The 21,003-nt window shown below is 73.4% G+C and carries 20 protein-coding genes and 1 pseudogene; 9 read left to right on the top strand and 12 right to left on the bottom strand.

Annotated features, from left to right (window positions below):
* Window positions 1-5: 5 nt before the first annotated feature.
* Window positions 6-605, top strand: a complete 600-nt coding sequence (locus ACFYV5_RS12805) for a flavin reductase family protein (RefSeq protein WP_389167679.1) — start codon at window positions 6-8, stop codon at window positions 603-605.
* 46 nt (window positions 606-651) lie between these two features.
* Here the strand turns inward: ACFYV5_RS12805 and ACFYV5_RS12800 are convergent, their stop codons facing one another.
* Both ACFYV5_RS12800 and ACFYV5_RS12795 read right to left on the bottom strand, forming a co-directional pair.
* The gene (locus tag ACFYV5_RS12800; protein ID WP_355110195.1) at window positions 652-867 is read right to left on the bottom strand and encodes a hypothetical protein; all 216 of its coding nucleotides are present in this window, start codon (window positions 865-867) and stop codon (window positions 652-654) included.
* A 323-nt stretch (window positions 868-1,190) separates the two neighbouring features.
* Window positions 1,191-2,744 (bottom strand): FAD-dependent oxidoreductase, encoded by a 1,554-nt coding sequence (locus ACFYV5_RS12795; RefSeq protein ID WP_389167676.1) that lies wholly within the window; start codon window positions 2,742-2,744, stop codon window positions 1,191-1,193.
* 201 nt (window positions 2,745-2,945) lie between these two features.
* On the opposite strand from ACFYV5_RS12795, the gene ACFYV5_RS12790 reads away from it, so the two are divergent.
* The 6 genes from ACFYV5_RS12790 to ACFYV5_RS12765 all read left to right on the top strand — a co-directional run bounded on the left by ACFYV5_RS12790 (window position 2,946) and on the right by ACFYV5_RS12765 (window position 6,991).
* Window positions 2,946-3,962: a DNA topoisomerase IB gene (locus ACFYV5_RS12790; protein ID WP_355110197.1), complete on the top strand. Its 1,017-nt coding sequence runs from the start codon at window positions 2,946-2,948 to the stop codon at window positions 3,960-3,962.
* 65 nt (window positions 3,963-4,027) lie between these two features.
* Entirely contained in the window at window positions 4,028-4,678 is a 651-nt protein-coding gene (locus ACFYV5_RS12785; RefSeq protein ID WP_355110198.1) for a HemK2/MTQ2 family protein methyltransferase, read from the top strand.
* 91 nt (window positions 4,679-4,769) lie between these two features.
* On the top strand, window positions 4,770-5,099 hold the full coding sequence (locus tag ACFYV5_RS12780) for a CDGSH iron-sulfur domain-containing protein (RefSeq protein WP_389167671.1): 330 nt from the start codon (window positions 4,770-4,772) through the stop codon (window positions 5,097-5,099).
* A 54-nt stretch (window positions 5,100-5,153) separates the two neighbouring features.
* Window positions 5,154-6,044 carry an SDR family oxidoreductase gene (locus ACFYV5_RS12775; protein WP_355110199.1) on the top strand — a complete coding sequence of 297 codons (891 nt, stop codon included), beginning with the start codon at window positions 5,154-5,156 and terminating at the stop codon, window positions 6,042-6,044.
* 110 nt (window positions 6,045-6,154) lie between these two features.
* Window positions 6,155-6,646, top strand: a complete 492-nt coding sequence (locus ACFYV5_RS12770; RefSeq protein ID WP_389167667.1) for an SRPBCC family protein — start codon at window positions 6,155-6,157, stop codon at window positions 6,644-6,646.
* Window positions 6,647-6,793: 147 nt separating this feature from the next.
* Window positions 6,794-6,991 (top strand): DUF2795 domain-containing protein, encoded by a 198-nt coding sequence (locus ACFYV5_RS12765; protein WP_355110201.1) that lies wholly within the window; start codon window positions 6,794-6,796, stop codon window positions 6,989-6,991.
* 65 nt (window positions 6,992-7,056) lie between these two features.
* Here ACFYV5_RS12765 and ACFYV5_RS12760 read toward each other — a convergent pair whose 3' ends face one another.
* From ACFYV5_RS12760 to ACFYV5_RS12750, 3 genes are all read right to left on the bottom strand, one after another.
* Window positions 7,057-8,241: a zinc-dependent alcohol dehydrogenase gene (locus ACFYV5_RS12760; protein ID WP_389167664.1), complete on the bottom strand. Its 1,185-nt coding sequence runs from the start codon at window positions 8,239-8,241 to the stop codon at window positions 7,057-7,059.
* Window positions 8,238-9,035, bottom strand: coding sequence for a nucleotidyltransferase family protein (locus tag ACFYV5_RS12755; RefSeq protein WP_389167882.1), 798 nt, complete (start codon window positions 9,033-9,035; stop codon window positions 8,238-8,240). Before ACFYV5_RS12755 ends, ACFYV5_RS12760 begins: the two co-directional genes overlap by 4 nt.
* 66 nt (window positions 9,036-9,101) lie before the next feature.
* Window positions 9,102-10,181, bottom strand: a complete 1,080-nt coding sequence (locus ACFYV5_RS12750) for an iron-containing redox enzyme family protein (protein ID WP_389167661.1) — start codon at window positions 10,179-10,181, stop codon at window positions 9,102-9,104.
* A gap of 314 nt (window positions 10,182-10,495) precedes the next feature.
* Between ACFYV5_RS12750 and ACFYV5_RS12745 the strand changes: the two genes are divergently transcribed.
* Window positions 10,496-12,364 carry a thiamine pyrophosphate-requiring protein gene (locus ACFYV5_RS12745; RefSeq protein ID WP_389167658.1) on the top strand — a complete coding sequence of 623 codons (1,869 nt, stop codon included), beginning with the start codon at window positions 10,496-10,498 and terminating at the stop codon, window positions 12,362-12,364.
* An 82-nt stretch (window positions 12,365-12,446) separates the two neighbouring features.
* Here the strand turns inward: ACFYV5_RS12745 and ACFYV5_RS12740 are convergent, their stop codons facing one another.
* From ACFYV5_RS12740 to ACFYV5_RS12725, 4 genes are all read right to left on the bottom strand, one after another.
* On the bottom strand, window positions 12,447-13,025 hold the full coding sequence (locus ACFYV5_RS12740) for a hypothetical protein (protein ID WP_389167655.1): 579 nt from the start codon (window positions 13,023-13,025) through the stop codon (window positions 12,447-12,449).
* Window positions 13,022-13,540: a DUF5709 domain-containing protein gene (locus tag ACFYV5_RS12735; protein WP_355110207.1), complete on the bottom strand. Its 519-nt coding sequence runs from the start codon at window positions 13,538-13,540 to the stop codon at window positions 13,022-13,024. The genes ACFYV5_RS12740 and ACFYV5_RS12735 overlap by 4 nt, the downstream gene beginning before the upstream one ends.
* A gap of 90 nt (window positions 13,541-13,630) precedes the next feature.
* Window positions 13,631-14,440, bottom strand: a complete 810-nt coding sequence (locus tag ACFYV5_RS12730) for an SDR family oxidoreductase (RefSeq protein ID WP_389167651.1) — start codon at window positions 14,438-14,440, stop codon at window positions 13,631-13,633.
* Window positions 14,441-14,547: 107 nt separating this feature from the next.
* Window positions 14,548-15,294 (bottom strand): SDR family oxidoreductase, encoded by a 747-nt coding sequence (locus ACFYV5_RS12725; protein WP_355110209.1) that lies wholly within the window; start codon window positions 15,292-15,294, stop codon window positions 14,548-14,550.
* Window positions 15,295-15,892: 598 nt separating this feature from the next.
* Between ACFYV5_RS12725 and ACFYV5_RS12720 the strand changes: the two genes are divergently transcribed.
* Window positions 15,893-17,203 (top strand): MFS transporter, encoded by a 1,311-nt coding sequence (locus ACFYV5_RS12720; RefSeq protein ID WP_389167879.1) that lies wholly within the window; start codon window positions 15,893-15,895, stop codon window positions 17,201-17,203.
* Window positions 17,204-17,446: 243 nt separating this feature from the next.
* Here ACFYV5_RS12720 and ACFYV5_RS12715 read toward each other — a convergent pair.
* The 3 genes and pseudogenes from ACFYV5_RS12715 to ACFYV5_RS12705 all read right to left on the bottom strand — a co-directional run.
* Window positions 17,447-18,685 (bottom strand): annotated as a pseudogene (locus ACFYV5_RS12715) (glycosyltransferase family 9 protein); the annotation flags it as partial.
* Window positions 18,686-18,699: 14 nt separating this feature from the next.
* Window positions 18,700-20,097, bottom strand: a complete 1,398-nt coding sequence (gene rfaE2 / locus ACFYV5_RS12710; protein WP_389167647.1) for a D-glycero-beta-D-manno-heptose 1-phosphate adenylyltransferase — start codon at window positions 20,095-20,097, stop codon at window positions 18,700-18,702.
* A 10-nt stretch (window positions 20,098-20,107) separates the two neighbouring features.
* A complete protein-coding gene (locus ACFYV5_RS12705) occupies window positions 20,108-20,824 on the bottom strand; it encodes an SIS domain-containing protein (RefSeq protein WP_355110211.1) in 717 nt (238 codons plus the stop codon).
* Between the last annotated feature and the right edge of the window lie 179 nt (window positions 20,825-21,003).

The raw sequence follows: 21,003 nt of genomic DNA, 5'->3' as shown, positions 1-21,003 counted from the left end.
TCGTCATGCGCATCGACATCGATCCCGACCGCAGCGACCGGAACACCTTCTACCGGCTGCTCACCGCCACCGTCGTGCCCCGGCCGATCGCCTGGATCTCCACGACCTCGGCCGACGGGACCGACAACCTGGCCCCGCACTCCTTCTTCACGATCTCCTCGGTGAACCCGCCGGTGGTCCAGTTCACCTCGGTGGGCCGCAAGGACTCGCTACGCAACATCGAGGACACCGGGGCCTTCGTGGTGAACCTCGCGCCCGAACCGCTCTTCGAGCAGATCAACGCCACGGCCACGGACTTTCCGCGTGGGGTGAGCGAGTTCGACGCCTGCGAGGTGGAGCGCGAGCCCAGCCTGCGGGTCAAGCCGTCGCGGGTGGCGCACTCGCCGGTGGCGCTGGAGTGCGAGCTGCACAGCACGCTGCGGATCGGCGACTCGACCGTCGTGTTCGGACGGGTCGTGCACGCGGCGGTGGACGAGTCCGTGATGGCGGACGGCCACCCCGAGATCACGCTCATGCGTCCGCTGACGCGGCTGGGCCGCAACGAGTGGGGGACGCTGGGCGGGATCCGGGAGATCGCCCGGGTGCCGTACACCGGCCGACCGTAGGCCCCGAGCCCCGCACTCACGAGCCCCGCACTTACGAGCCCCGCACTCACGCCGCCTCCCACCGGTGGGGGCGGCCGCCGCGCCACTCCACCAGATGGGGATCGTCCAGGATCATGTCGGCGTCCTCGAGTCCGGCGCGGCGCAGGAACTCGACGAGGTCGGTGTCGTTGTGCGCGAGGCCCACGATCTGCCCGCGGACGGTGACGCGCCGCCCGCCCCCGGGGGACAGGCGGTGCACGACGATGGGTGCTTGCCAGGCCATGCCTCCAGGGTGCGACGAGCGCCGCGATCCCGCCCGGCGGGTCCCGCCATCGGGTTCACACGGGGTGTGAACGGAACGCCTCGACAGGGACGGCGCACACGCTCGCCGCTCCGCCCCGTCGGCGGGAGGATCGTGGCGTCCTTTCGGGAGGGACGCACCAGAGAAGAGCCGCCGGAAACCCCCCGAGTCCGGCGGCCCGTCCCGATTGTGGCGCGGAACCCGGTACCCGCCCGAACGGACATGAGCCCGTCCGCCGCCCGGCGGTCCATCGACCCTCCCGCCGGCCACGGACGGGCTCCGGACGCACGTCGCCGAAGCGCCCTCTAGCGCTTGAGGTCCTCGGGGTCGTACCGCTCCAGCGGCTGCAGAGCCGGCCCTTGCAGGACCTCACCGTCGGTGTCGTACCGGGAGCCGTGGCAGGGGCACTCCCAGGTCCGTTCCGCCGGGTTGAAGGAGACGAGGCACCCGAGGTGCGTGCAGACGGCCGACAGCGGGTGGAGGTTCCCCGCCTCGTCGCGATGGACGGCGCACGGCTTGCCGTCGACCCGCAGCACCGCACCCTCACCGGGCTCGATGTCGTCCACCGTGCGGGCCACGTCGCCCCCCACCACGGTGTCCAGGCGGTCCTTGACGAAGTGCTTGCCGACGTCCCACTGCGCCTTGGCGACGGCGGGCGCGCTGCGGATCACCGAACCCGGGCGCCGGGGGTCGTAGAGGTCCGCCCACGCGGCCGGGGCGTCCGGGGCGGTGATGAGGCCGCTCAGCAGCCGGCCCGCGAGGACTCCGCCCGCCATGCCCCAGCCGGCGAACCCGGAGGCCACGAACACCCGGTGGTCGTCGTGGTGGAGCGGCCCGATCAGCGGGACCGTGTCGGTGGCGGCGTTGTCCTGGGCCGCCCAGCGATGCGTGACCGTGACGCCGAACCGCTCGCGCGTCCACTCGGCCAGACGGGTGTAGCGGCCCTCGGTGTCACCCTCCGTGCCCGGCGCGAAGACCTCGCCGGTGACGATCAACAGCCTGCCGTCGCCGTAGGGAGCGGTGCGGACCGAGCGTTTCCCGTCCTCCGTGGTGATGTACATGCCCTGGGGATCCTGACCGCTCGGCAGCGGTCCGGCGACGACCAGGTCCCGGTGCTGGGTGAGGCGGGCGGCGAGCATGCCGCGGTCGAAGACGGGATGGTGGGTGGCGACGACGACGCTCTCGGCCGTCACGGTGACGCCCGAGGACGTGGTCAGCCGGCAGCGCTCCCCCCGGTCGAGGGAGGTCACCCGGGCGTGCTCGTGGATCCGTCCGCCACGCGCGACCAGATCGGCGGCCAGCGCGCGCAGGTACTTCAGGGGATGGAACTGGGCCTGGCCCTCCACCCGTACCGCGCCCGCGACGGGGTACGGCAGATCCGTCTCCGTGACGAAGGAGGCGTCCAGGCCGGCGCTCTTCGCGGCCTCCGCCTCGGCCCGCAGGGCGTCGACGCCCTCCGGGTCCTCGCAGTAGGTGAGCGCCGGCCGAGGCTCCAGTTCGCAGTCGACGCCCAGCTCGGTGGCGACGTCCGCCACGTGCCGTAGGGCGTCCATCTGTGACTCGGCGTACAGGCGTGCGGCGTCGGGTCCGTGCGAGGAGCGCAGTCCGTCGTAGACGGTGGTGTGGAGGGCGGTCAGCTTTCCCGTGGTGTGGCCGGTGACACCGGCCGCCACGCGGCCGGCATCCAGCACGATCACCCGCCGGCCCGCCCGGGAGAGTTCCCAGGCGGTGCTGAGCCCGGCGATGCCCGCACCGATCACCGCGACATCCGCGTCGGTGTCCTCGGTCAGGGGCGGGTGGGCCGGGATCGCCGCCGTTCGCATCCAGTGGGAGCCGCTTGTGCCGGGGAGACGATTCATGTGAGGCGACTGCCCGGAAGGTCGGCGAAAATCCCCCGGTACCGATGCGCCCGAAGCAACTGGAGCGACCGGGGCGCCCGGAGCGCCGGGCGTGGGCGGTGGGCGCGGCATGAGCGGGGGCGTCCGCGGGCACCCGCGAGGCGAACCGACGCGTACCGCGCGAGGATGCCTCGCGCCCGGCCGGCCGGAGGAACGACCACCATGCGACTGCGGACGAGCGACCCCCGCCGACCGGGCTTCAGCCGGGTCCGGCACGGCCGGGGATTCGCCTACCGGGACACCTCGGGCGCCCCGCTGAGAGATCCCGACCAGCTCGCCCGCGTCCGCTCCCTCGTCATCCCGCCCGCCTGGCGGGACGTCTGGATCTGTCCCTGGCCGAACGGTCACCTGCAGGCGGTCGGCACGGACGACGCGGGCCGGCGGCAGTACCTCTACCACCCGGAGTTCCGCGCCCGGCAGGAGCGGGCCAAGCACGAGCACGTACGGGAGATGGCCGCCGCCCTCCCCGACGTGCGCGCGCGGGTCGCCGAGGACCTCCAGGGCCGGGGGCTGAGCCACGACCGGGTCACCGCCTGCGCCGTACGCCTCCTCGACCTCGGCTTCTTCCGGATCGGGTCCGAGCGCTACACGCGTGACCACCACACCTACGGGCTCACCACCATGGAGCGCGACCATGTGGCCTGCGGCCGGGGCACGATGACGTTCAGCTATCCGGCGAAGGGCGGCAAGCACGTCGTCCGCGGCCTCGTGGACGCCCCGGCCGAGACGGTCGTACGGGCGCTGCTGCGCCGCCCAGCGGGCGGCGCGCGCCTCTTCGCGTACTGGCAGTCGCGCGCCTGGCGCGATCTGACCGCCGAGGATCTCAACGACGCGCTGCGGCGGTTCTCCGGAACGGAGGTCACCGCCAAGGACTTCCGCACCTGGCACGCCACCGTCCTGGCGGCCGTCGCACTCGCCGTCACCACGGACGAGGCACATGACGACCGCGACGGCACCCGGCGCACCGAGGCGCGGGCGGTGCGGGAGGTCAGCCGCTACCTGGGCAACACCCCGGCCGTCTGCCGCGCCTCCTACATCGACCCCCGCGTCTTCGAGCGCTTCGAGGAGGGTGCCACCATCGCCCCCGTGCTCGACCGTCTCGGAGAACACGGCACCTTCGGCCGACCCGCCACCCAGGGCGCGGTGGAGCGGGCGGTTCTGGAGCTCCTCAGCGCGTGACCGGCGCGCACGGCGGTCACGAGGGAGGGAGGCGTGTATCGCGCCGGGCCGGGCATTCGCGGTTCATGAGAGTGATCACGCCCCCCGGCGTCTACGCACCCCAAGGGGACACGGAACTGCTGGTGGAGACCCTGGCGGCCGAGGACCTCCGGCCGGGTTCCCGGTCGCTTGACCTGTGCACCGGCACAGGGGTCGTCGCCATCGAGGCCGCCCGCCGTGGCCTGGACGCCACCGCCGTCGACGTCTCCCGGACGGCGGTGGCGACCGCCTGGCTCAACGCCCGCCTCAACGCCTGCCAGGTGCGGCTGCGCAGAGGAGACCTGGGCGAACCGGTGGCCCGGGAACGGTTCGACCTGGTCACCGCCAACCCGCCGTACGTACCGGCCGAAGACCCCTGCCCGCCCGCGCACGGACTGCGCAGGGCCTGGGACGCCGGCCCGGACGGGCGGCTGCTCCTCGACCGCATCTGCAGCCAGGCGCCCGCCCTCCTCACCAGGACCGGGGTACTGCTGCTCGTCCAGTCGTCCCTCTCCGGTGTCGCCGCGAGCCTGGACGGCCTGCGCCGGGCCGGGCTGCAGGCCGAGGTGGTCGGCCGCCGCACCCAGGCCTTCGGACCCGTGATGAGGGCGCGGGCGGACTGGTTCGAGGCCAGCGGCCTGGTCCCCACGGGCCTGCGTACCGAAGAACTGCTCGTCATCCGTGCCACCCCCACCTGACGACGGTCCCGCGCCGGGCGGGCCCTCCGCATGACCGGCAGGTGAGCGGGCAGTTGCGGGGGGACGGAACCGAGCGGATCGGTGGTGAACGATGTCTCTCCCGACGGAACGGACGGAAGGGCACCGGAGTCCTGAACAGCCCCAACGGGCCGAGGCGACGCGCCTCACCCCGCTGCGGGAGGGCCCCCTGCTGGTCGAGGGCCCGGTGGAGATCGTCATGCCGGACGGAACGGTGGAGCGCTGCGACCGTCCCGTGGTGGCCCTCTGCATGTGCCGGCGCAGCCTGCGCTCCCCCTTCTGCGACACCAGCCACCGGCCTCGTCTGCGGCGCGAGCGACGCGAGCGGGAGAAGGAGGAGAAGGCCGAGAAGGCCGAGAAGGACAAGCAGGAGGAGAAGGCGGAGGAACGGGCGCCGGAGTGACCTCCCGCGCCTCGTCCTCGCGTTCGCCCCGTACCCGTACGAAGGAGGAACGGCGTGACCCCGTACCCCACCCCCGACGCGGACCCGGCGGCCGGCCGGCCGCGCCCCGACTTTCCCGACCAGGAGCAGGAGCACCCCGGCTGGACGGGCCCCATGGACCCCCCGCCCGACCACGGGGAGGAGAGCTACCACGGGCACGCGCTCCTGCACGACCGCACGATCCTGCTGACGGGAGGAGACTCCGGCATCGGCAGAGCGGTCGCGCTCGCCTGCGCGCGCGAGGGCGCCGACATCGTCTTCACGTACCTCCCCGAGGAACAGGCCGACGCCGACGAGACCGCCCGGCTCGTCGAGGCCGCGGGACGCAAGGCCGTCGCTGTCGCCTGCGACATCCGCGAGGAGGACCGCTGCACGGAGCTGGTCGCACGGACGGTGGCCGACTTCGGGCGCATCGACGTCCTCATCAACAACGCCGCCTACCAGATGGCCCAGCCCGACGGCATCGAAGCCATCACCACCGAGCAGTTCGACCGCGTGATGCGCACCAACCTGTACGGGATGTTCTGGCTGACGAAGGCCGCGCTGCCGCACATTCCGCGGGGCGGCAGCGTCATCAACTCCACGTCCGTGCAGGCCTACAAACCCAGCCCCCCGCTGCTGGACTACGCGATGACCAAGAGCGCGATCGTCACGTTCACCCAGGGCCTGGCGCAGATGGTGGCGTCCGACGGCATCCGGGTCAACGCGGTGGCCCCGGGACCCGTCTGGACGCCTCTCATCCCGGCGACGATGCCCGACACCGTCGAGTTCGGGAAGCAGTCGCCGCTCGGACGTCCCGCGCAGCCGGCCGAGATGGCGCCCGCCTACGTCTTCCTGGCGTCCCCCCAGGCCAGTTACATCACGGGCGAGATTCTCAACGCCACCGGCGGCGTACCGCTGCCCTGACGGTGGCCCCTGAGGCCCGGGGTGAGTCCCGGGATGAATGAAGTCACGAGCGTCGGGCACGCGAGTGGCAGGCCGGTTCGTCCGGCTTGACCGAGTGAGGAGGAATTTCCGTGAGTATGGTGAAGGAATCCATCGACGTCGACGTACCGGTGCGCCGCGCGTACAACCAGTGGACACAGTTCGAGGAGTTCCCGACGTTCATGGAGGGCGTCGAGGAGGTCCGCCAGCTGGACGACCAGCACTGTCACTGGAAGACGAAGGTCTCCGGAGTCCGGCGTGAGTTCGACACAGAGATCGTCGACCAGCTCCCCGACGAACGGATCTCCTGGCGCACGGTCGGCGGCGACACCCAGCAGAAGGGCGTCGTCACGTTCCAGCCGCTCGACGAGGCGCACACGCGCGTCAGCCTGGCCATGGACTTCGAGCCGGAGGGCATGGTCGAGCAGGCCGGGGACAAGACGGGGCTCCTCGATCTGCGGATCCGCGGAGACCTCAGGAGGTTCAAGGGCTACATCGAGGAGCGCGGGCAGGAGAGCGGCGGGTGGCGTGGCCGCATCAAGCCCGGAGACTCCGACACAGGGACGACGCCGAGCGGCATGTGAGAGCCGCCGGAGACCACGTGACGGAGCGCTGACGAAAAGGGCCGGGCTCGCGAGCCCGGCCCTTTTCATGACGTTTGGGCCGCGCCCTGAGGGTGAGTGGCGGAAGAGGAAGAATTCGGCCCGACAGAGACAGGACGGGAGGACGTCATGGCGGACATCAGCCCCATCGACGTGCAGAAGGCCCTCAAGGGCGCGCACTACCCGGCTTCCGGGGAGGATCTGGCCGGCCTCGCCCGTGACAACGGAGCGGACGACAGCGTCGCCGAGAAGCTCAGGAGCGCGTCCGGCGGCAAGGAGTACAGCGGCCCCGACGACGTGCAGAAGGCCCTCTTCGGCCAGGGATGACGCCGACGTCGAAAGAACCCTCCACACCGAGTGTGTGGAGGGTTCTTCGACGTCGGCGCACGCGCTCAGGGCGTGAACAGGACCTTCACCGCCCCGTCCCGCTTCTGCTGGAACATCTCGTACGCCTCCGGCGCCTCAGCCAGCGGGACGCGGTGCGTGGCGAACTCGTCGACACCGAGCGGGTCGGAGTCCGTCAGCAGGGGCAGCAGGTCGTCCACCCAGCGGTGCACGTTCGCCTGGCCCATCCGCAACTGGATCTGCTTGTCGAACATGACGAGCAGCGGCATGGGGTCGGCCGCGCCGCCGTACACCCCGCTGAGGGAGACGGTGCCGCCCCGCCGGACCAGCTCGACGGCGAGATGGATCGCGGAGAGCCGGTCGACGCCGAAACGCCGCATCAGGCGCCGCGCGAGCGGTGCCGGCACCAGGGACACCATCGTGTGCAGGCCGCGTGCGAGCGGCGCGCCGTGGGCCTCCATGCCCACCGCGTCGATGACCGCGTCGGGGCCACGGCCGCCCGTGAGCTCGCGGACCGTGTCCACCAGGTCCTCACCCTCCTCGACGAGGTCGAGGGTGCGGACGCCCCGTGCCGCCACCCGGGCGAGCCGTTCCGGTACGAGGTCGATGCCGATGACCCGCCCGGCACCGCGGAACGCCGCGATCCGGGTGGCCATGTCGCCGATCGGCCCCAGCCCGAGGACCACGACGGAGCCGCCCGGGGGGATATCGGCGTACTGAACGGCCTGCCAGGCGGTCGGCAGGACGTCCGAGAGGTAGATGAACCGGTCGTCCGGCGGGCCCTCGGGCACCGGAATCGGCAGGGTGTCACCGAATGGCACCCGTAGGTACTCGGCCTGTCCGCCCGGTACGTGGCCGTACAGCTTGGTGTACCCGAACAGCGCCGCTCCCGTGCCGTACTCCCGTACCTGTGTCGTCTCGCACTGGGAGTGCAGGCCCTGGTCGCACATCGGGCACCGGCCGCACGAGACGTTGAACGGGACCACGACGCGCTGTCCGGGCCGCAGGTTCCGCACCTCGGGGCCGGTCTCCTCGACGATGCCCATGGGTTCGTGGCCGAGGACGTCACCGGCGTCGAGGAAGGGGCCCAGCACCTCGTACAGATGCAGATCCGAGCCGCACAGACCGGAGGTGGTGATCCTCACGATGACATCGGTGGGGTCCTGGAGGGTGGGATCGGGCACCGACTCCACGGACACCTTGCGGCGGCCCTGCCAGGTCACGGCCTTCATGGAGCATCGTCCTCCTCGCCGTCGCGGGACGCGGGCCCGTCGATGACATCGAGCAGTTCGAGCAGGTAGAGGAAGGCCGCGGCCATGGGCGACTCCTCGTTCTCCCGCCGGAGCCGGTCCCAGTCGACCCGTTCGCGCAGACCGCGCGCGACCGGGAGGAGGGCGCCGAAATCGCAGTGGTGCTCGGAGAGCGCCGCCAGCCGGCTGCTCAGGAGGTCGGTGGGATCGAGGACCGGCATGTGCACCGAGTCCACGGGGAGCGTCTGAGCCCGGTCGAGCAGTTCGGTGGTGACCGGACGCCCGGCGAGGGCGAAGATGAGGTCGATCTGCTCGCCGTGGGAGCGGGCCTTGACCAGCCAGTCCTCCGGGGGATCGACGATCCGCACGCCGTGCTCCTCGAGCAGGCGCGTGACCGTCGGCGCGTCCTCGCGCCGCACCGCGAAATCGGTGTCGTGCTGGAGCCGGACCGGGATGCCGTGCGCGTAGGCGGCGACACTTCCGATCAGGGCGAACGGACACCCCGACGTCTTCAGGACCGCGGCGACGTGCTTGGTCGCCTCCAGGATCGCCTGGGTGTGGTCCGGGGGCAGCGCCCGCTCATGGGCGTCACGGTCGTCGTCACGGGCGCCGGGGGCGTCACGGGCGTCGCGGTCGTTGTGCGGCGCACCGGCTTGCGGCGTGCCGCCGTCCGCCGCGACGTCCTGCGTCGCACCGGGTTCCGGTGCGGTGTCCTGCGGTACGGCGTCCTGCGGGGGGCGGGTGGCCGCGCCGGGCCGTTCCCGGCGCCCTGCCATGAGGTTCATGAGTGGCTCCTCCCGGAGGTTCGACCGCACGCCGTTCGAGCGGCGGGAGACCTGCCTCTACCCACTGGAACGGGATGCATCCCTGTCCCCGTCCTGGTCGAGCGGAACCCGCAGCGCCGAGCGCTCCTCCCGCCAGGCACCGGTCACGTGCGCCGAGAGGTCGTCCTCCAGCAGCGCCGTCGCCTCGATGCCGAACGCCACGTCGCCGGCGAGGCCGGGCTCGTCCTCCAGCAGGCCGCCCACGACCTCACGCCGTACGAGCTGCTCGTGTACGGCGTCGGCCTCGACGTGCTCGTCGTAGAACCGCACCGCCGCGTCGCCCGCGTCGAGCCGACGCAGCGCGGCCGCGATCCGGGACGCGGCGGGGGAGGAGGTGATCTCGACGGCGGCGAAATGCCCGACGAGAGCGCCCCGGCGGGCGCGGTGGAGCCCCAGGAGCGACATGAGGTTCACCGTCGCGAGCGTCTCCGCCCCGGCCGATTCCAGATACCGGCCGTAGCCGGGGTCCAGGTCCAGGTCCTCCATGAGGTCCGCGAAGAGCCTCGCGTGCATGCGCTCGGCACGGCCGCAGCCGTACTCGTCGTACTCCACCGTCACCATCGCCGCCTTGGCGCGGCCCCGCAGCCGCGGGATGACCCACAGATGGGGATCGGCCTCCCTCAGCTGGTACACCGACCGCAGCGCGGCGTACTCCCGCAGATGCCACGACTCGCCGCGCCGCAGCAGGAAGTGAGAGGCACCGTCGCCGTCGGCGGGCTCCGTCAGGATCGCGTCGAACGCCTCGTCCAAGGACCCGAACCGTCCGCAGCGGCTCCGCAGGGCGTCCTCGAACCGCTCCTCCATGAGCGCCCGCAACCGCAGCAGGTCGGGGTCCCACTCCTTGTCGTCGGGGACCTGGGCGAAGCCCCGGTAGTGCAGCTCGTAGCAGAGGTGGAGGGCGAGCTGGAGATCCTCGCCGTACGGGTCCGCCCGCCGCACCTGGGATCGGTCGGCGAGCCGGGGCGTCGGGCGCCCCAGCAGGAAGGCGCGTACGGAGTCCGACAACTCGCCGCGCGGCTCGGGTAGTTCGGGTGGGTGCACTCGCACGCCCGGCACCGTGTCCAGCCCCGGCTCACGCGTCCTCACCACCGTGCTCATGACCGGCAGTCCCTTCGTTCGGCGGCCGCCGTGGCGTGCGGGACAGACCTGACGTCCGCTGCCACGGCGAAGGCATCGACCGGTCCCGGGGACCGGTGTCGCGCCCCTCTGCCGCCCCGATGTTGACGTCGTGCTGCTGCCCGCAGCGCCGCCGATCATGCCCGGGTGGGACGGTGACGACGCACAGTGACCCTCTCCACAGGATCTGTCACACCAGGTCGCGGCACGGTCACGCCGCGCGCCGACGTTCACACCGGGCTCTCCGGGGAAGCCGCCCTCCGTCGGGGGAATCTTCACCGAGAGGAGAGGGATCCGTGTCGATCAAGGTGTCCGACCACGTTCTGCAGCGGCTGCGCGAGTGGGGAGTGGAGCACGTCTTCGCCTATGCGGGCGACGGCATCAACGGTCTGCTCGCCGCCTGGGGACGGGCCGACAACCGGCCGATGTTCGTCCAGGCGAGGCACGAGGAGACCGCCGCGCTCCAGGCGGTGGGCTACGCCAAGTTCTCCGGAAGGACGGGCGTCTGCGCCGCCACCTCCGGGCCCGGCGCCATCCACCTGCTCAACGGGCTCTACGACGCCAAACTCGACCACGTACCGGTGGTGGCGATCGTCGGGCAGACCAACCGCAGCGCGATGGGCGGCTCCTACCAGCAGGAGGTCGACCTGCTGAGCCTGTTCAAGGACGTCGCCGAGTACTGCGAGATGGTCACCGTCCCGCAGCAGCTGCCCAACGTCATCGACCGGGCGATGCGCACGGCCGCCGCCAGGCGGACCGTCACCGCCGTCATCATCCCCGCCGACGTCCAGGAGCTGGAGTACTCCCCGCCGGAGCACGCCTTCAAGATGGTCCCCTCCAGCCTCGGCATCGCGCCCTCCCTGCCCGTCCCCGGCGACGACGACCTGGCGCGGGCGGCCGAGGTGCTCAACGCGGGAAAGAAGCCTGCGATCCTGATCGGGCAGGGGGCGCGGGGCGCCGAGGCCGAGATCGACCGGCTGGCCGACCTGCTCGGGGCCGGGGTGGCCAAGGCGCTGCTGGGCAAGGATGTGCTGCCCGACGACCTGCCGTACGTGACCGGTGCCATCGGGCTGCTCGGGACGCGCCCGAGCTACGAGCTGATGCGGGACTGCGACACGCTCCTGGTGGTCGGCTCCAGCTTCCCGTACACGCAGTTCCTGCCGGAATTCGACCAGGCGCGCGCGGTGCAGATCGACATCGACCCCTTCATGGTCGGCCTGCGCTATCCGTTCGAGGTCAACCTCGTCGGTGACGCCAAGACGACCCTGGCGCGGCTCCTGCCGCTGCTGGACCGCAAGAAGAAGAACCGGCGCTGGCGCGAGACGGTGGAGAAGAACACCGCCCGGTGGTGGGAGGTCATGGAACGACGGGCCGCCGTGGAGGCCGATCCGATCAACCCCGAGTACGTCGTGCACACCCTCGACGCGTTCCTGCCCGAGGACACCGTCATCGCGGCCGACTCCGGCTCGGCGACGAACTGGTACGCCCGCCATCTGCGGATGCGCGGCCGGATGCGGGGCTCGGTCTCGGGCACCCTCGCCACGATGGGGTGCGGTGTGCCGTACGCCCTCGGGGCGAAGTTCGCGCACCCGGGCAGGCCGGTGGTGGCACTGGTCGGTGACGGCGCCATGCAGATGAACGGCATGGCCGAGCTCGTCACGGCGGCCAAGTACTGGGAGGACTGGGAGGATCCGCGGCTGATCGTCGCCGTGCTCAACAACCGGGACCTCAATCAGGTGACCTGGGAGATGCGCGCCATGACCGGGGCCCCGCAGTTCCTGCCCTCGCAGGCGCTTCCCGACGTACCGTACGCGGAGTTCGCGCGCTCCATCGGCCTGGAGGGCGCGCGGGTGGAGAAGCCCGGCGACGTGACCGGCGCCTGGGAGTGGGCCCTCGGTGCGGACCGGCCGTGCGTCCTCGACTTCGTCACCGACCCGGCGGTGCCGCCGATCCCGCCCCACGCCTCACTGGACCAGATCGAGGCGGCGGCCGTGGCCGTGCTGAAGGGCGACAGCGACCGCGCGGCCGTGCTCCGGCAGGGGTTCAGGGCGAAGGTCCAGGAGATGCTGGCAGGGCACACGGGACGCTCGGGGCCCAAGGGACGCACGGGTCGCACGGGGCACACGGGGCACACGGGGCGCACACGGCTCGCCGGCAAGAGGTGAGGACGGCAGGCCCGAGCCACACCGCGGCCGGTCCTCCGTCTCGGCGGAGGACCGGCCGCTCCTTACGCACGGCCCGGGGGCCTCACGCATGGCCCGGGGGCAGCCTGTCGCCCGTCGCCAGGACGTGCGCCGCCACCCGGAGTCTCAGGGACTCCAGCGTCTGCGACTGGCGCCGCGCGCGCTGGACGAGCCCGTCCAGTTCGGCCGCGTCCAGACGGGCGTCGGTGCGGGCGAGCGCGTGGAGGGAGCGCCAGCCGGCCGCCTTGCCCTCCACTCCCAGGCGCATGGCTTCCAGTTCGAGGAGGTCACTGAGCGGGGAACGGGAGAAGAGGTGTCCGTTGAGCTTCAGCCGGCCGACCTTCTCCGTGACCTGGCCCAGGGCGGTCCTGCCGCGCAGCGGGCGGACGCCGAGCGACTCCATGATCGTGCGCAGAGTGCGTCGGTCCTCGCTCACCTCCTGGGCCAGTTCGGCGAGTTGGGGAGCGAAGTCCTGGCCCCGGTGCGCGCGGCAGATGCGGCGCATGAGCTCGACGCCGGCGCCCGCGCCGGTGAGATGGTCGTTGAGATAGATGCCCAGCAGCGCGGGACCGGAGTCCCGCGTCGACGAGGTGTCCTTCGACGGGTTCGACGGGTTCGATGGGTTCGACAGTGTGCCGTTCATGGTTCGTCCGTGTTCTCCTCGGGACCTTCGATTCCGGTCTCCTCGTGCATCGCCGCTTCCTCGGCCGACGCCGCGCCGTCGTCGATGCCCACGTCCCGGGCCACGGCGCCGGTGTGCTGGCGCGGCGGCGTGTCGACCGGGGTGAGGCGGCCCGCCCGCGCGGCACCCGCCTCCGGGTCGACGGTCTCCCCCTGTCCACCGACGAGGTCGCCGATGCCGTCGCCCTCCGGCGGCCCGACGTCGGGAACCTCCTGCGCGAGGCGCTCGTCGAGCGACTCGCCCTCGCGCTGTTCGCGGTTGGTCGTGCCGTGCCGCGTGACGGCCCGGGGGCGGTCGGGCGGTGAGTAGCCCGGCGTACGCATGTCGTCGAGCTGGTTGACGTCGACGGCGTTCTCCAGGTCGAGCTCGTCGGTCGGGCGGTTGTCCACGTCCGCGTTCGTCGGCTGGTAGACGTCGTCGCCACGGCCTCCGTTTCCCTCCGCTCCCGCGTCCTGGCCCGGCTCGTTCTCGGTCATGATCGGCTCCTTCCTCCGTACACGTACGCACAGCGGCTTCCCGGGTCCCGCCGCCCGACACACGAGCGGAGGGTCCGGCCGGCGGGATGTCTACGGCCTCCGCCAGTCGTCACTGTCGAGGTGGGAGCCCGCCATCGGCCCCATCCGCAGCATCCCGCCGTCCACCGCCCAGGAAGCCCCCGTCACGTACGAGGCGTCCCGACCCGCCAGCAGGGCGATCACGGCCGCGACCTCGCGGGCGTCCCCGGGGCGGCCGAGCGGGATGCCCGGGCGGGAGGCGGCACGGACGTTCGCGTCCTCCTGGCCGGTCATCGGTGTGGCGATCTCGCCGGGAGCGACCGCGTTGACCGTGATCCCGTGCTCCGCCAGCTCGAGCGCCATGACCTGGGTGAGGAGCCCGAGGCCGCCCTTGGCCGCGCAGTACGGGCCCGCGCCCACCCGTGGCTGATGCTCGTGGACCGAGGTCACGTTGACGATGCGGCCCCCGGTGCCCTGGCCGATCATCCGGCGGGCCGCCCGCTGGGAGCACAGCAGGGGGCCGACGAGATCCACGTCGAGCACCTGCCGGACGGTCGCGAGGTCGAGGTCGAGGAAGGGAGTGGCCGTACCGACGCCCGCGTTGTTCACGAGGACGTCGACCCCGCCGAGCTCCTCGGCGAGGAGGTCGATCACGTCAGCCGCCTCCGGCAGCCTTGTCAGGTCCAGACGGGCCACCGCGGCCCGCCGCCCGTGAGCGCGCACTTCCTCGGCCGTGGCGGAGGCGCCCTCCTCGTCGTTGTGCCAGGTGATACCGACGTCCAGGCCGTCTTCGGCCAGCCGCACCGCGACGGCACGCCCGATGCCGGAGTCGGAGCCGGTCACGATCGCCGTCCTGGGGCTGAACCCGAGTGTGTCGGCCATGGCTGTGCTTCCTCCTCGAAGGACGATTCCGGATCGGAGGGACCCGTCCGGACGGTTCGCTGTCCGTTGCCTTCCGTCGCCTTCCCCCGATGGGGAGTCTCGATCGATCAGGGCCAGGACGTCTCGCGGCGCGGTACGACGACCACCTCGGCCAGCGCGCTGCCGGCCGGCACGGACAGCGCGTACATCACGGTGTCCGCCACGATCTCGGGGCTCTGCAGCAGCGACACGTCCGTGTCGGGGAAGCGGTCCATGATGAAGGCCGTCTCCATCCCCCCGGCCACGACGCCGGTGACCCCGATACCGGGGCAGTCGCGCTGGGCCTCCTTGAAAAGGGTGTGGGTGAAGGTCCGCAGCCCGGTCTTCCCCGCGGCGTAGGGGCCCGCCTCCGTCCACGTGCGGATCGCCGCCGTCGAGAGGATGTTCACGATGTGACCGCCGCCTCGCGCCACCATCCGCCCGTACGCCTCGCGGCAGAGATACATGGGGCCCAGCAGGTTGGTGGAGATGACCAGGGTCATCTCCTCGGCGGTCAGCTCGGCCACCGACTTCGTCACGTCCACGGCGGCGTTGTTGACCAGGATGTCGACCGCCTCACCGCTCGTCTCGAGATCGCGGAAGACCTCCGCCACCGCTTCCGGGTCCCGGACGTCCAGGATGACGGGCCGGGCCTGGCAGCCCTCGGCGAGCAGTCCCTCGCACAGCTCCTTGGCCAGGTCCTGGCGTACGTCCGCGACGAGCACGGACGCCCCGGCATGGGCGAGCCGCCCCACGATGGCGGCCCCGAGCCCCCGGGCGCCGCCCGTGACCAGCGCCTGCTTGCCGCTCAGCTCCACCTGTACTCCGCTGTTCATTCCGTTTCCCTCCGATGTGGTCGTTGTCCCACTCTGCGGACGGCGTGCCGTCGCGGGCGCGGCGGATTAGGCCGCAGGGCCCAACCGGGCCCCACCGTGGCCAACCGGGCTCAGCCGGGTCCTCCGGCCTTCGGTCCTCGTGTGGCCCGCCTCACCTCGCGGGGGCCGCGCACGGGGTCCGCGACCAGGGTCCGCGACGGGTGTGAGCAAGCCCACCAGAAGCGTCGAAAGCCTTTCCCCGTACGGCAGTTGGGGCCCCCGAGGTCCTCTCGCCCGCGGCCTCGCCGGATCGGCCGACGGCTTCTCGAGAGCCGTCTGCCACGATGGGTCGCCGGGACCTCCCGCCGCTCACCGAGTCCCCGCGGAACGCCGCTCAGGCACACCGCGGACGGGGCGGATCCCTGCCGCCCTCCCCGTCCGCGTCGCCGCGCACCCCCCTGGTATCCCTGTGCCTTCCTCCCCCATGCCCTCGTCCACCACGCCCTCGTCCGCCGACACCCGGTCCGCCGCCGTTCCGGCCGTCGCCCCCACGGGCGTCCCCGGTGCCGGAGCGCCCCGAAGCGACCGCTCGCCGTGGCGTTCGCTGCGCGGACGCAGCATGCGCTGGTGGGCCGTCGCCAACTTCGTCTCCAACGCCGGCACCTGGATGCAGCTCACCGTCCAGAACCTGCTGGTGCTCCAGATCACCGGCTCCGCCGCCGCGACCGGCCTCTCCATGTCCGTCCAGGCCGCACCCGGTCTGCTCCTGGGAACCCTGGGCGGCGCGCTCGTCGACCGCTGGCCCAGGAAGCTGACGGCCGCGGTCGGCCAGGTCCTGCTCGGCGTCGTCGCCGTGCTCACCGCCGTCCTCGTCGCGCTGGACCAGCTGAACCTTCCCCTGCTGATGGTCCTGGCCGCGCTCACCGGTGTCATCGCGACCGTGGACGGCCCTGCCTGCGCCCTGCTCGGCAACGACCTCGTCCGTACCGAGGACATCCCCTCGGCCATCGGCGTGGGCTCCCTCGCCCACAGCGGGGGGCGGCTGGCCGGAGCCGCGCTCGCCGGCGTGACCGTCGGAGTGCTGGGCACGGCGGCGGCCTACGTCGCCAACGGATTCACGTTCCTCTTCGTGGCCTGTGTGATCCCCTTCCTCAAGCCCGTACGACGCCAGGAGCGCGCCGTCCCCGCGGCGCGCCCGAAGGGGCGAGGGGGCAGGGCGCCGCGCGACACCGGCGGCGTACGCGAGGGCCTCGTCTTCTTCGCCCGCCGTCCCCGGCTCGTCGCGCTCGCCGGCCTCAACGGCATCAGCGCGCTCTTCGGCCGCAACTACTCGCTGACCCTGGTGGTCCTGGTCACCGGTCCCCTCGCGGGCGACGCCGGCACGTTCAGCACCGTGGCCACCGTCCTCGCCGTCGGCGGAATCGTCGGAGCGGTGCTCGGCGCCCGCCTGCAGCGGCCCGGCGTACGCCTCGTGGGCATGCTGACGCTCGCCGGCGCGCTGCTCCAGGTGCTCGCCGGCCTCTCGCCGTCGGTCGCCGTACTGCTCGTACTCGTCCTGCCCATGGCGATCGCCGAGTCCGTCGCGGACACGGCCCAGAACACCGTCCTGCAGACCGACCCGCCGGCTCATATGCGCGGCCGCGTGCTGGGTGCCTGGAGCAGCATCCGTACGGTCTGGGGCCTGGCCGCGCCCCCGACGCTCGGCCTCCTCATGGAGGTGCTCGGGGCCCGCGGAGCGCTCGTGGCGGGCGGCCTTCTGGTCGCCTCCACCGTCGGCACGGCCTTCCTCGCCCGCGGCCGGCGCACGGCGAAGGCCGCGGCCACGGCGAGGCTGACCACCACCGTCGTCGAAGCCCCGCTCACCGAGGCCCTGGTGCCGAAGACCGCCCAGCTGTCCTCTCCCCGTACCGAGCTCGGCACCGCCGTCTGACCCCGCAGGTCCCTCCCGGCCCGCCTCGCCGGAACGGACCACGCTCTCCATCGCCTCCAGCACCTCGCCGACCGTGACGCGCAGCAGACGCGGGTCCGGCGAGGTGCCGTGGGCGTCCCCGGGCCGGAGCGGGTCGGCCCCGGGGGAGGGGTGCCACAGGACGTGGTGCGGCCCGCCCGCCGGCGGGCCCCACAGGCGGGGCGCCACCGGGCCGAACAGCACGACGGACGGCGCGCCGAGCGCCGTCGCGAGATGGGCGATGCCCGTGTCGCCCACCACCAGACAGCGGGCGTGCGCGAGCAGCGCGCACAGCGCGGAGAACGGCACGCCCCGCGCTCCGCCCAGGACCGCCGTGGCGGGCAGGCCCGCGCGGGCGGCCACCGCCCGTGCCAGCGGCTCCTCTCCCGGCCCCGCCGTCACCACCACGGGGTGGCCCGCGCGCCGCGCGGCCCCGGCCACGGCGGCGAACCGTTCCGTCGGCCAGCGCCGGGCCGGGGAGTCCGCGCCGGGGTGGATCACCACGGCCCCCGGCGCGGGGGACGGGCCGCAGGGAACCGGGATGCGCGTCTCCTCGGGCTCGGCGGCCAGGCCGTACCAGCGCAGGAGCCGGCACCAGCGGTCCCGCTCGTGCTCGTCCGGCCGCCACGGCGGGCCGTCGAGCGCGGGGAACTCCGGATGGCGGAACGCCCAGAGCACGCCGGGTCCCAGCCGTTCGAGGAGCCGATGGCTGAGCGGCCCGCTGCCGTGCAGGTCGACCGCCAGGGCGGGCGGCGGCCCTGCCCACGGCAGCGCGGCCGGGACCGCTCGCCCCGGGGCGCTCGTCGGCAGCAGCCGGTCCACGGCGCCCGTGGCCCGTACGACCTCCGCCAGCGACCCCGGCGCGGCCAGCACGATCTCGTGACCGGGGAACCCCCGACGCAGCGCCCGCAGAGCGGGCACGGCGGTCAGCACGTCACCCAGCCCGAGAGCCCGCAACACCAGCACCACGGGCCGCCCGCCTCGGGTGCCGTACGGCACGAGTGCGCTGTTCGCGGGGCGGGTGTCGTACGGCACGGACGCGTTCGTCCCGGCGCGGGATCCGTCATGCCCACGCGCGTTCTGCCCGGAAGGAGCGCCGCCCGGCACGGGGGCGTTGTTCGCGGGGCGGGTGCCGTCCGGCTCGGACGCGTTCTTCCCGGCGCGGGATCCGTACTGCACGCGCGCGTTCTGCCCGGAAGGAGCGCCGCCCGGCACCGTGGGCCGCCCGCCTCCGGTGCCGCCCGGCACGGGGGTGCTGTTTGCGGGGCGGGTGCCGTCCGGCTCTGACGCGTTCTTCCCGGCGCGGGATCCGTCCTGCACCCGCACGCCCTTCCCGGCGCGCGACCCGTCCCGCACGCGCGCGTCCTTCCCGGAAGGAGCGCCGTCCGGCACGGGGGCCCTCCGGTCGCGGTCGGCGCCGCTCTCCGCTCCCGTCCTCGCCTTCCCCGCCCCCGCGGGCGGCATCGTGCGCCCCGCCGTCATCGGGCGGCGGGCGGGCGGCCGGCCGCGGCGCGGGCCGCGCGGTGGGCGAGGGACGTCGTGGAGCGGCCGTCGAGGTAGGGCAGCACGACCGCCTGGCCGTTCCAGGTGCGCAGCACCTCCGCCTCGGGAAGGTCCTCGGCGGCGTAGTCCCCGCCCTTGACCCACACGTCGGGCCGCAGCGATTCCAGGAGCCGTACGGGCGTCTCCTCCTCGAAGGCGATCACCGCGTCCACGCTGTCCAGGGCACTGAGCACGCGCACGCGGTCCGCCAGCGGGTTCAGCGGCCGGCCCGGGCCCTTGAGCCGGGCCACGGAGGCGTCGGAGTTCACGCAGACGATCAGGCAGTCGCCGATCCGTGCCGCGTTCTCCAGCAGTCCCACGTGTCCCGCGTGGAGCAGATCGAAGCAGCCGCCCGTGGCGACCACGGTGCCACCGCGCGCGTGGACCTCCCGGGCCAGCCGCATGGCGTCGCGGGGGAGCGGCGGCTCGACGGCGGGCACGGTCGGCGGCTCCCACAGGCCGCGGTTGCCCGCACCGCCCGCCCCGACGAACGCCGCCGCCTCGGCGACCGCGCGCGTGACGGCCTCCTCCGGCAGGGCGCCTTCGGCCAGGGCGACGGCCGCCACGGCGGCGAAGCAGTCGCCCGCCCCGCACGGATCGCCTCCGGCGCGGTACGGGGCCGGTACGAGTACCGGGGCCGCGCCCGGCCGGACGAGGAGCGCGCCCCGCTCGCCGAGCGTGATGACGACCGAGCCCGCGGCCCACCGCTCGGCCAGCTCGCGGCCACGGTCGGCGTGTGCGCCGAGCGAGGTCCCCGCCACAGCGGTGAGCGCGCTCGCCTCGGCGGCGTTGGGCGTCACCAGCCGCGCCCCGGCCACGGGCGAGCCGCCCCGGGGGTGCGGGTCCCACACCAGCGGGACGTGGGGCGCCGCCGCGGTCAGCGCCGAGCGGAGGGCGTCCGCCGTGCCGCGGCCGTAGTCGGCGACCAGGATCGCCCGCGCCTCGGCGAGAGCGGACAGGGCCCGCGCGCCGGGCCGTCCCGGTGTCCCGCCGCCCCGGTCGACCCGGACCACGGGACGGCCGTCGGCCAGGATGCGCGTCTTCACCGGCAGCGTGCCCTCCAACGGGATCTCGACCAGGCTCACGCGGCCCTGGAGGGCGCGGCGGGCGATGTCGCCGGCCTCGTCCCGACCGAGCGCCGTGACCAGGACGACGGGGCGGTGGTGCCGCGCCGCGAGCGCGGCGGCGAGTCCGGCCCCGCCGGGGCGGGCCCGCTCCTCCACGACGTCGACCACGGGCACGGGCGCGTCGGGGGCCAGGCGCGTGGCCCGGCCGTCGACGTCCTGGTCGAGCAGGACGTCGCCGACGACCACAAGCGGTCCGTCTTCGTTCACGGCGTCCTCCTCAGCGGGGCGACAGGGGGCGGGCCGGCGGGTGCGGCCGGCCGTTCAGGGCGCCGGTGTGCGGCGGCGCGGCGGACAGCCCGGCCGTGGCGTCCGGCGGCGCGGCGGACACCCCGGTCGTGACCTCCGGCGGCGCCGCCGCCACGGCGGCGTCGAAGAACTCGCAGAGCAGGTGGACAGCCACCAGGTGCGCCTCCTGGACCGTCGCCGTCGTCGCCCCGTCCACGCACAGGGCCTCGTCGGCCGCCTCGGCCAGGGGATTGGGGGCCGGTCCCGTCATGGCCCAGACCGTGAGGCCGCCCGAGCGCGCCGTCATCGCGGCCGACAGCAGATTCGCGCTGCGGCCGGACGTCGACAGCAGCACGAGGAGGTCGCCGGCGCGTCCGTGCGCGGCGACCTGGCGCGCGAAGACCTGCTCGAAGCCGTAGTCGTTCCCTATCGCGGTGAGGCTGGAGGTCTCCGCGTGCAAGGAGAGCGCCGAGTAGGGGGGCCGCTCCCGCTGGTACCGGCCGACGAGTTCGGCCGTCAGGTGCTGGGCCTGGGCGGCGCTCCCGCCGTTGCCCGCCGCCAGAAGCCGGCCACCCGCGGGAAGCACCTCGGCGAGTCGGTCGCCCCACTGCGCGAGGCGCCCCAGGCCCTGGCGGCGCAGCCGGTCGAGGGCGGTCTGCAGCGACTGGCAGTGGAGCTGTGCGCTCTCATAGGTGTGCGATTCGCTCATGGTGTGTCGGCCGGCGCTTCGTCGAGCGCGCCCGCCGCACCTCCTTCCGGCTTCGAGCCTTCCGGGCTCCGCGTCCTGGCGGCTTCGAGTGGTTGGACTTCGAGTCGTGACGGCTTCGAGTCGTGGGGTCGGGTCGGTCCGGCGCGGCGGACCGGGCCCCGGGGGCGGTGGGGGCAGGG

Source organism: Streptomyces sp. NPDC003035, from assembly GCF_042888285.1.
Classification (GTDB): Bacteria; Actinomycetota; Actinomycetes; order Streptomycetales; family Streptomycetaceae; genus Streptomyces.
This window is presented reverse-complemented; position numbering and strand designations above follow the sequence as displayed.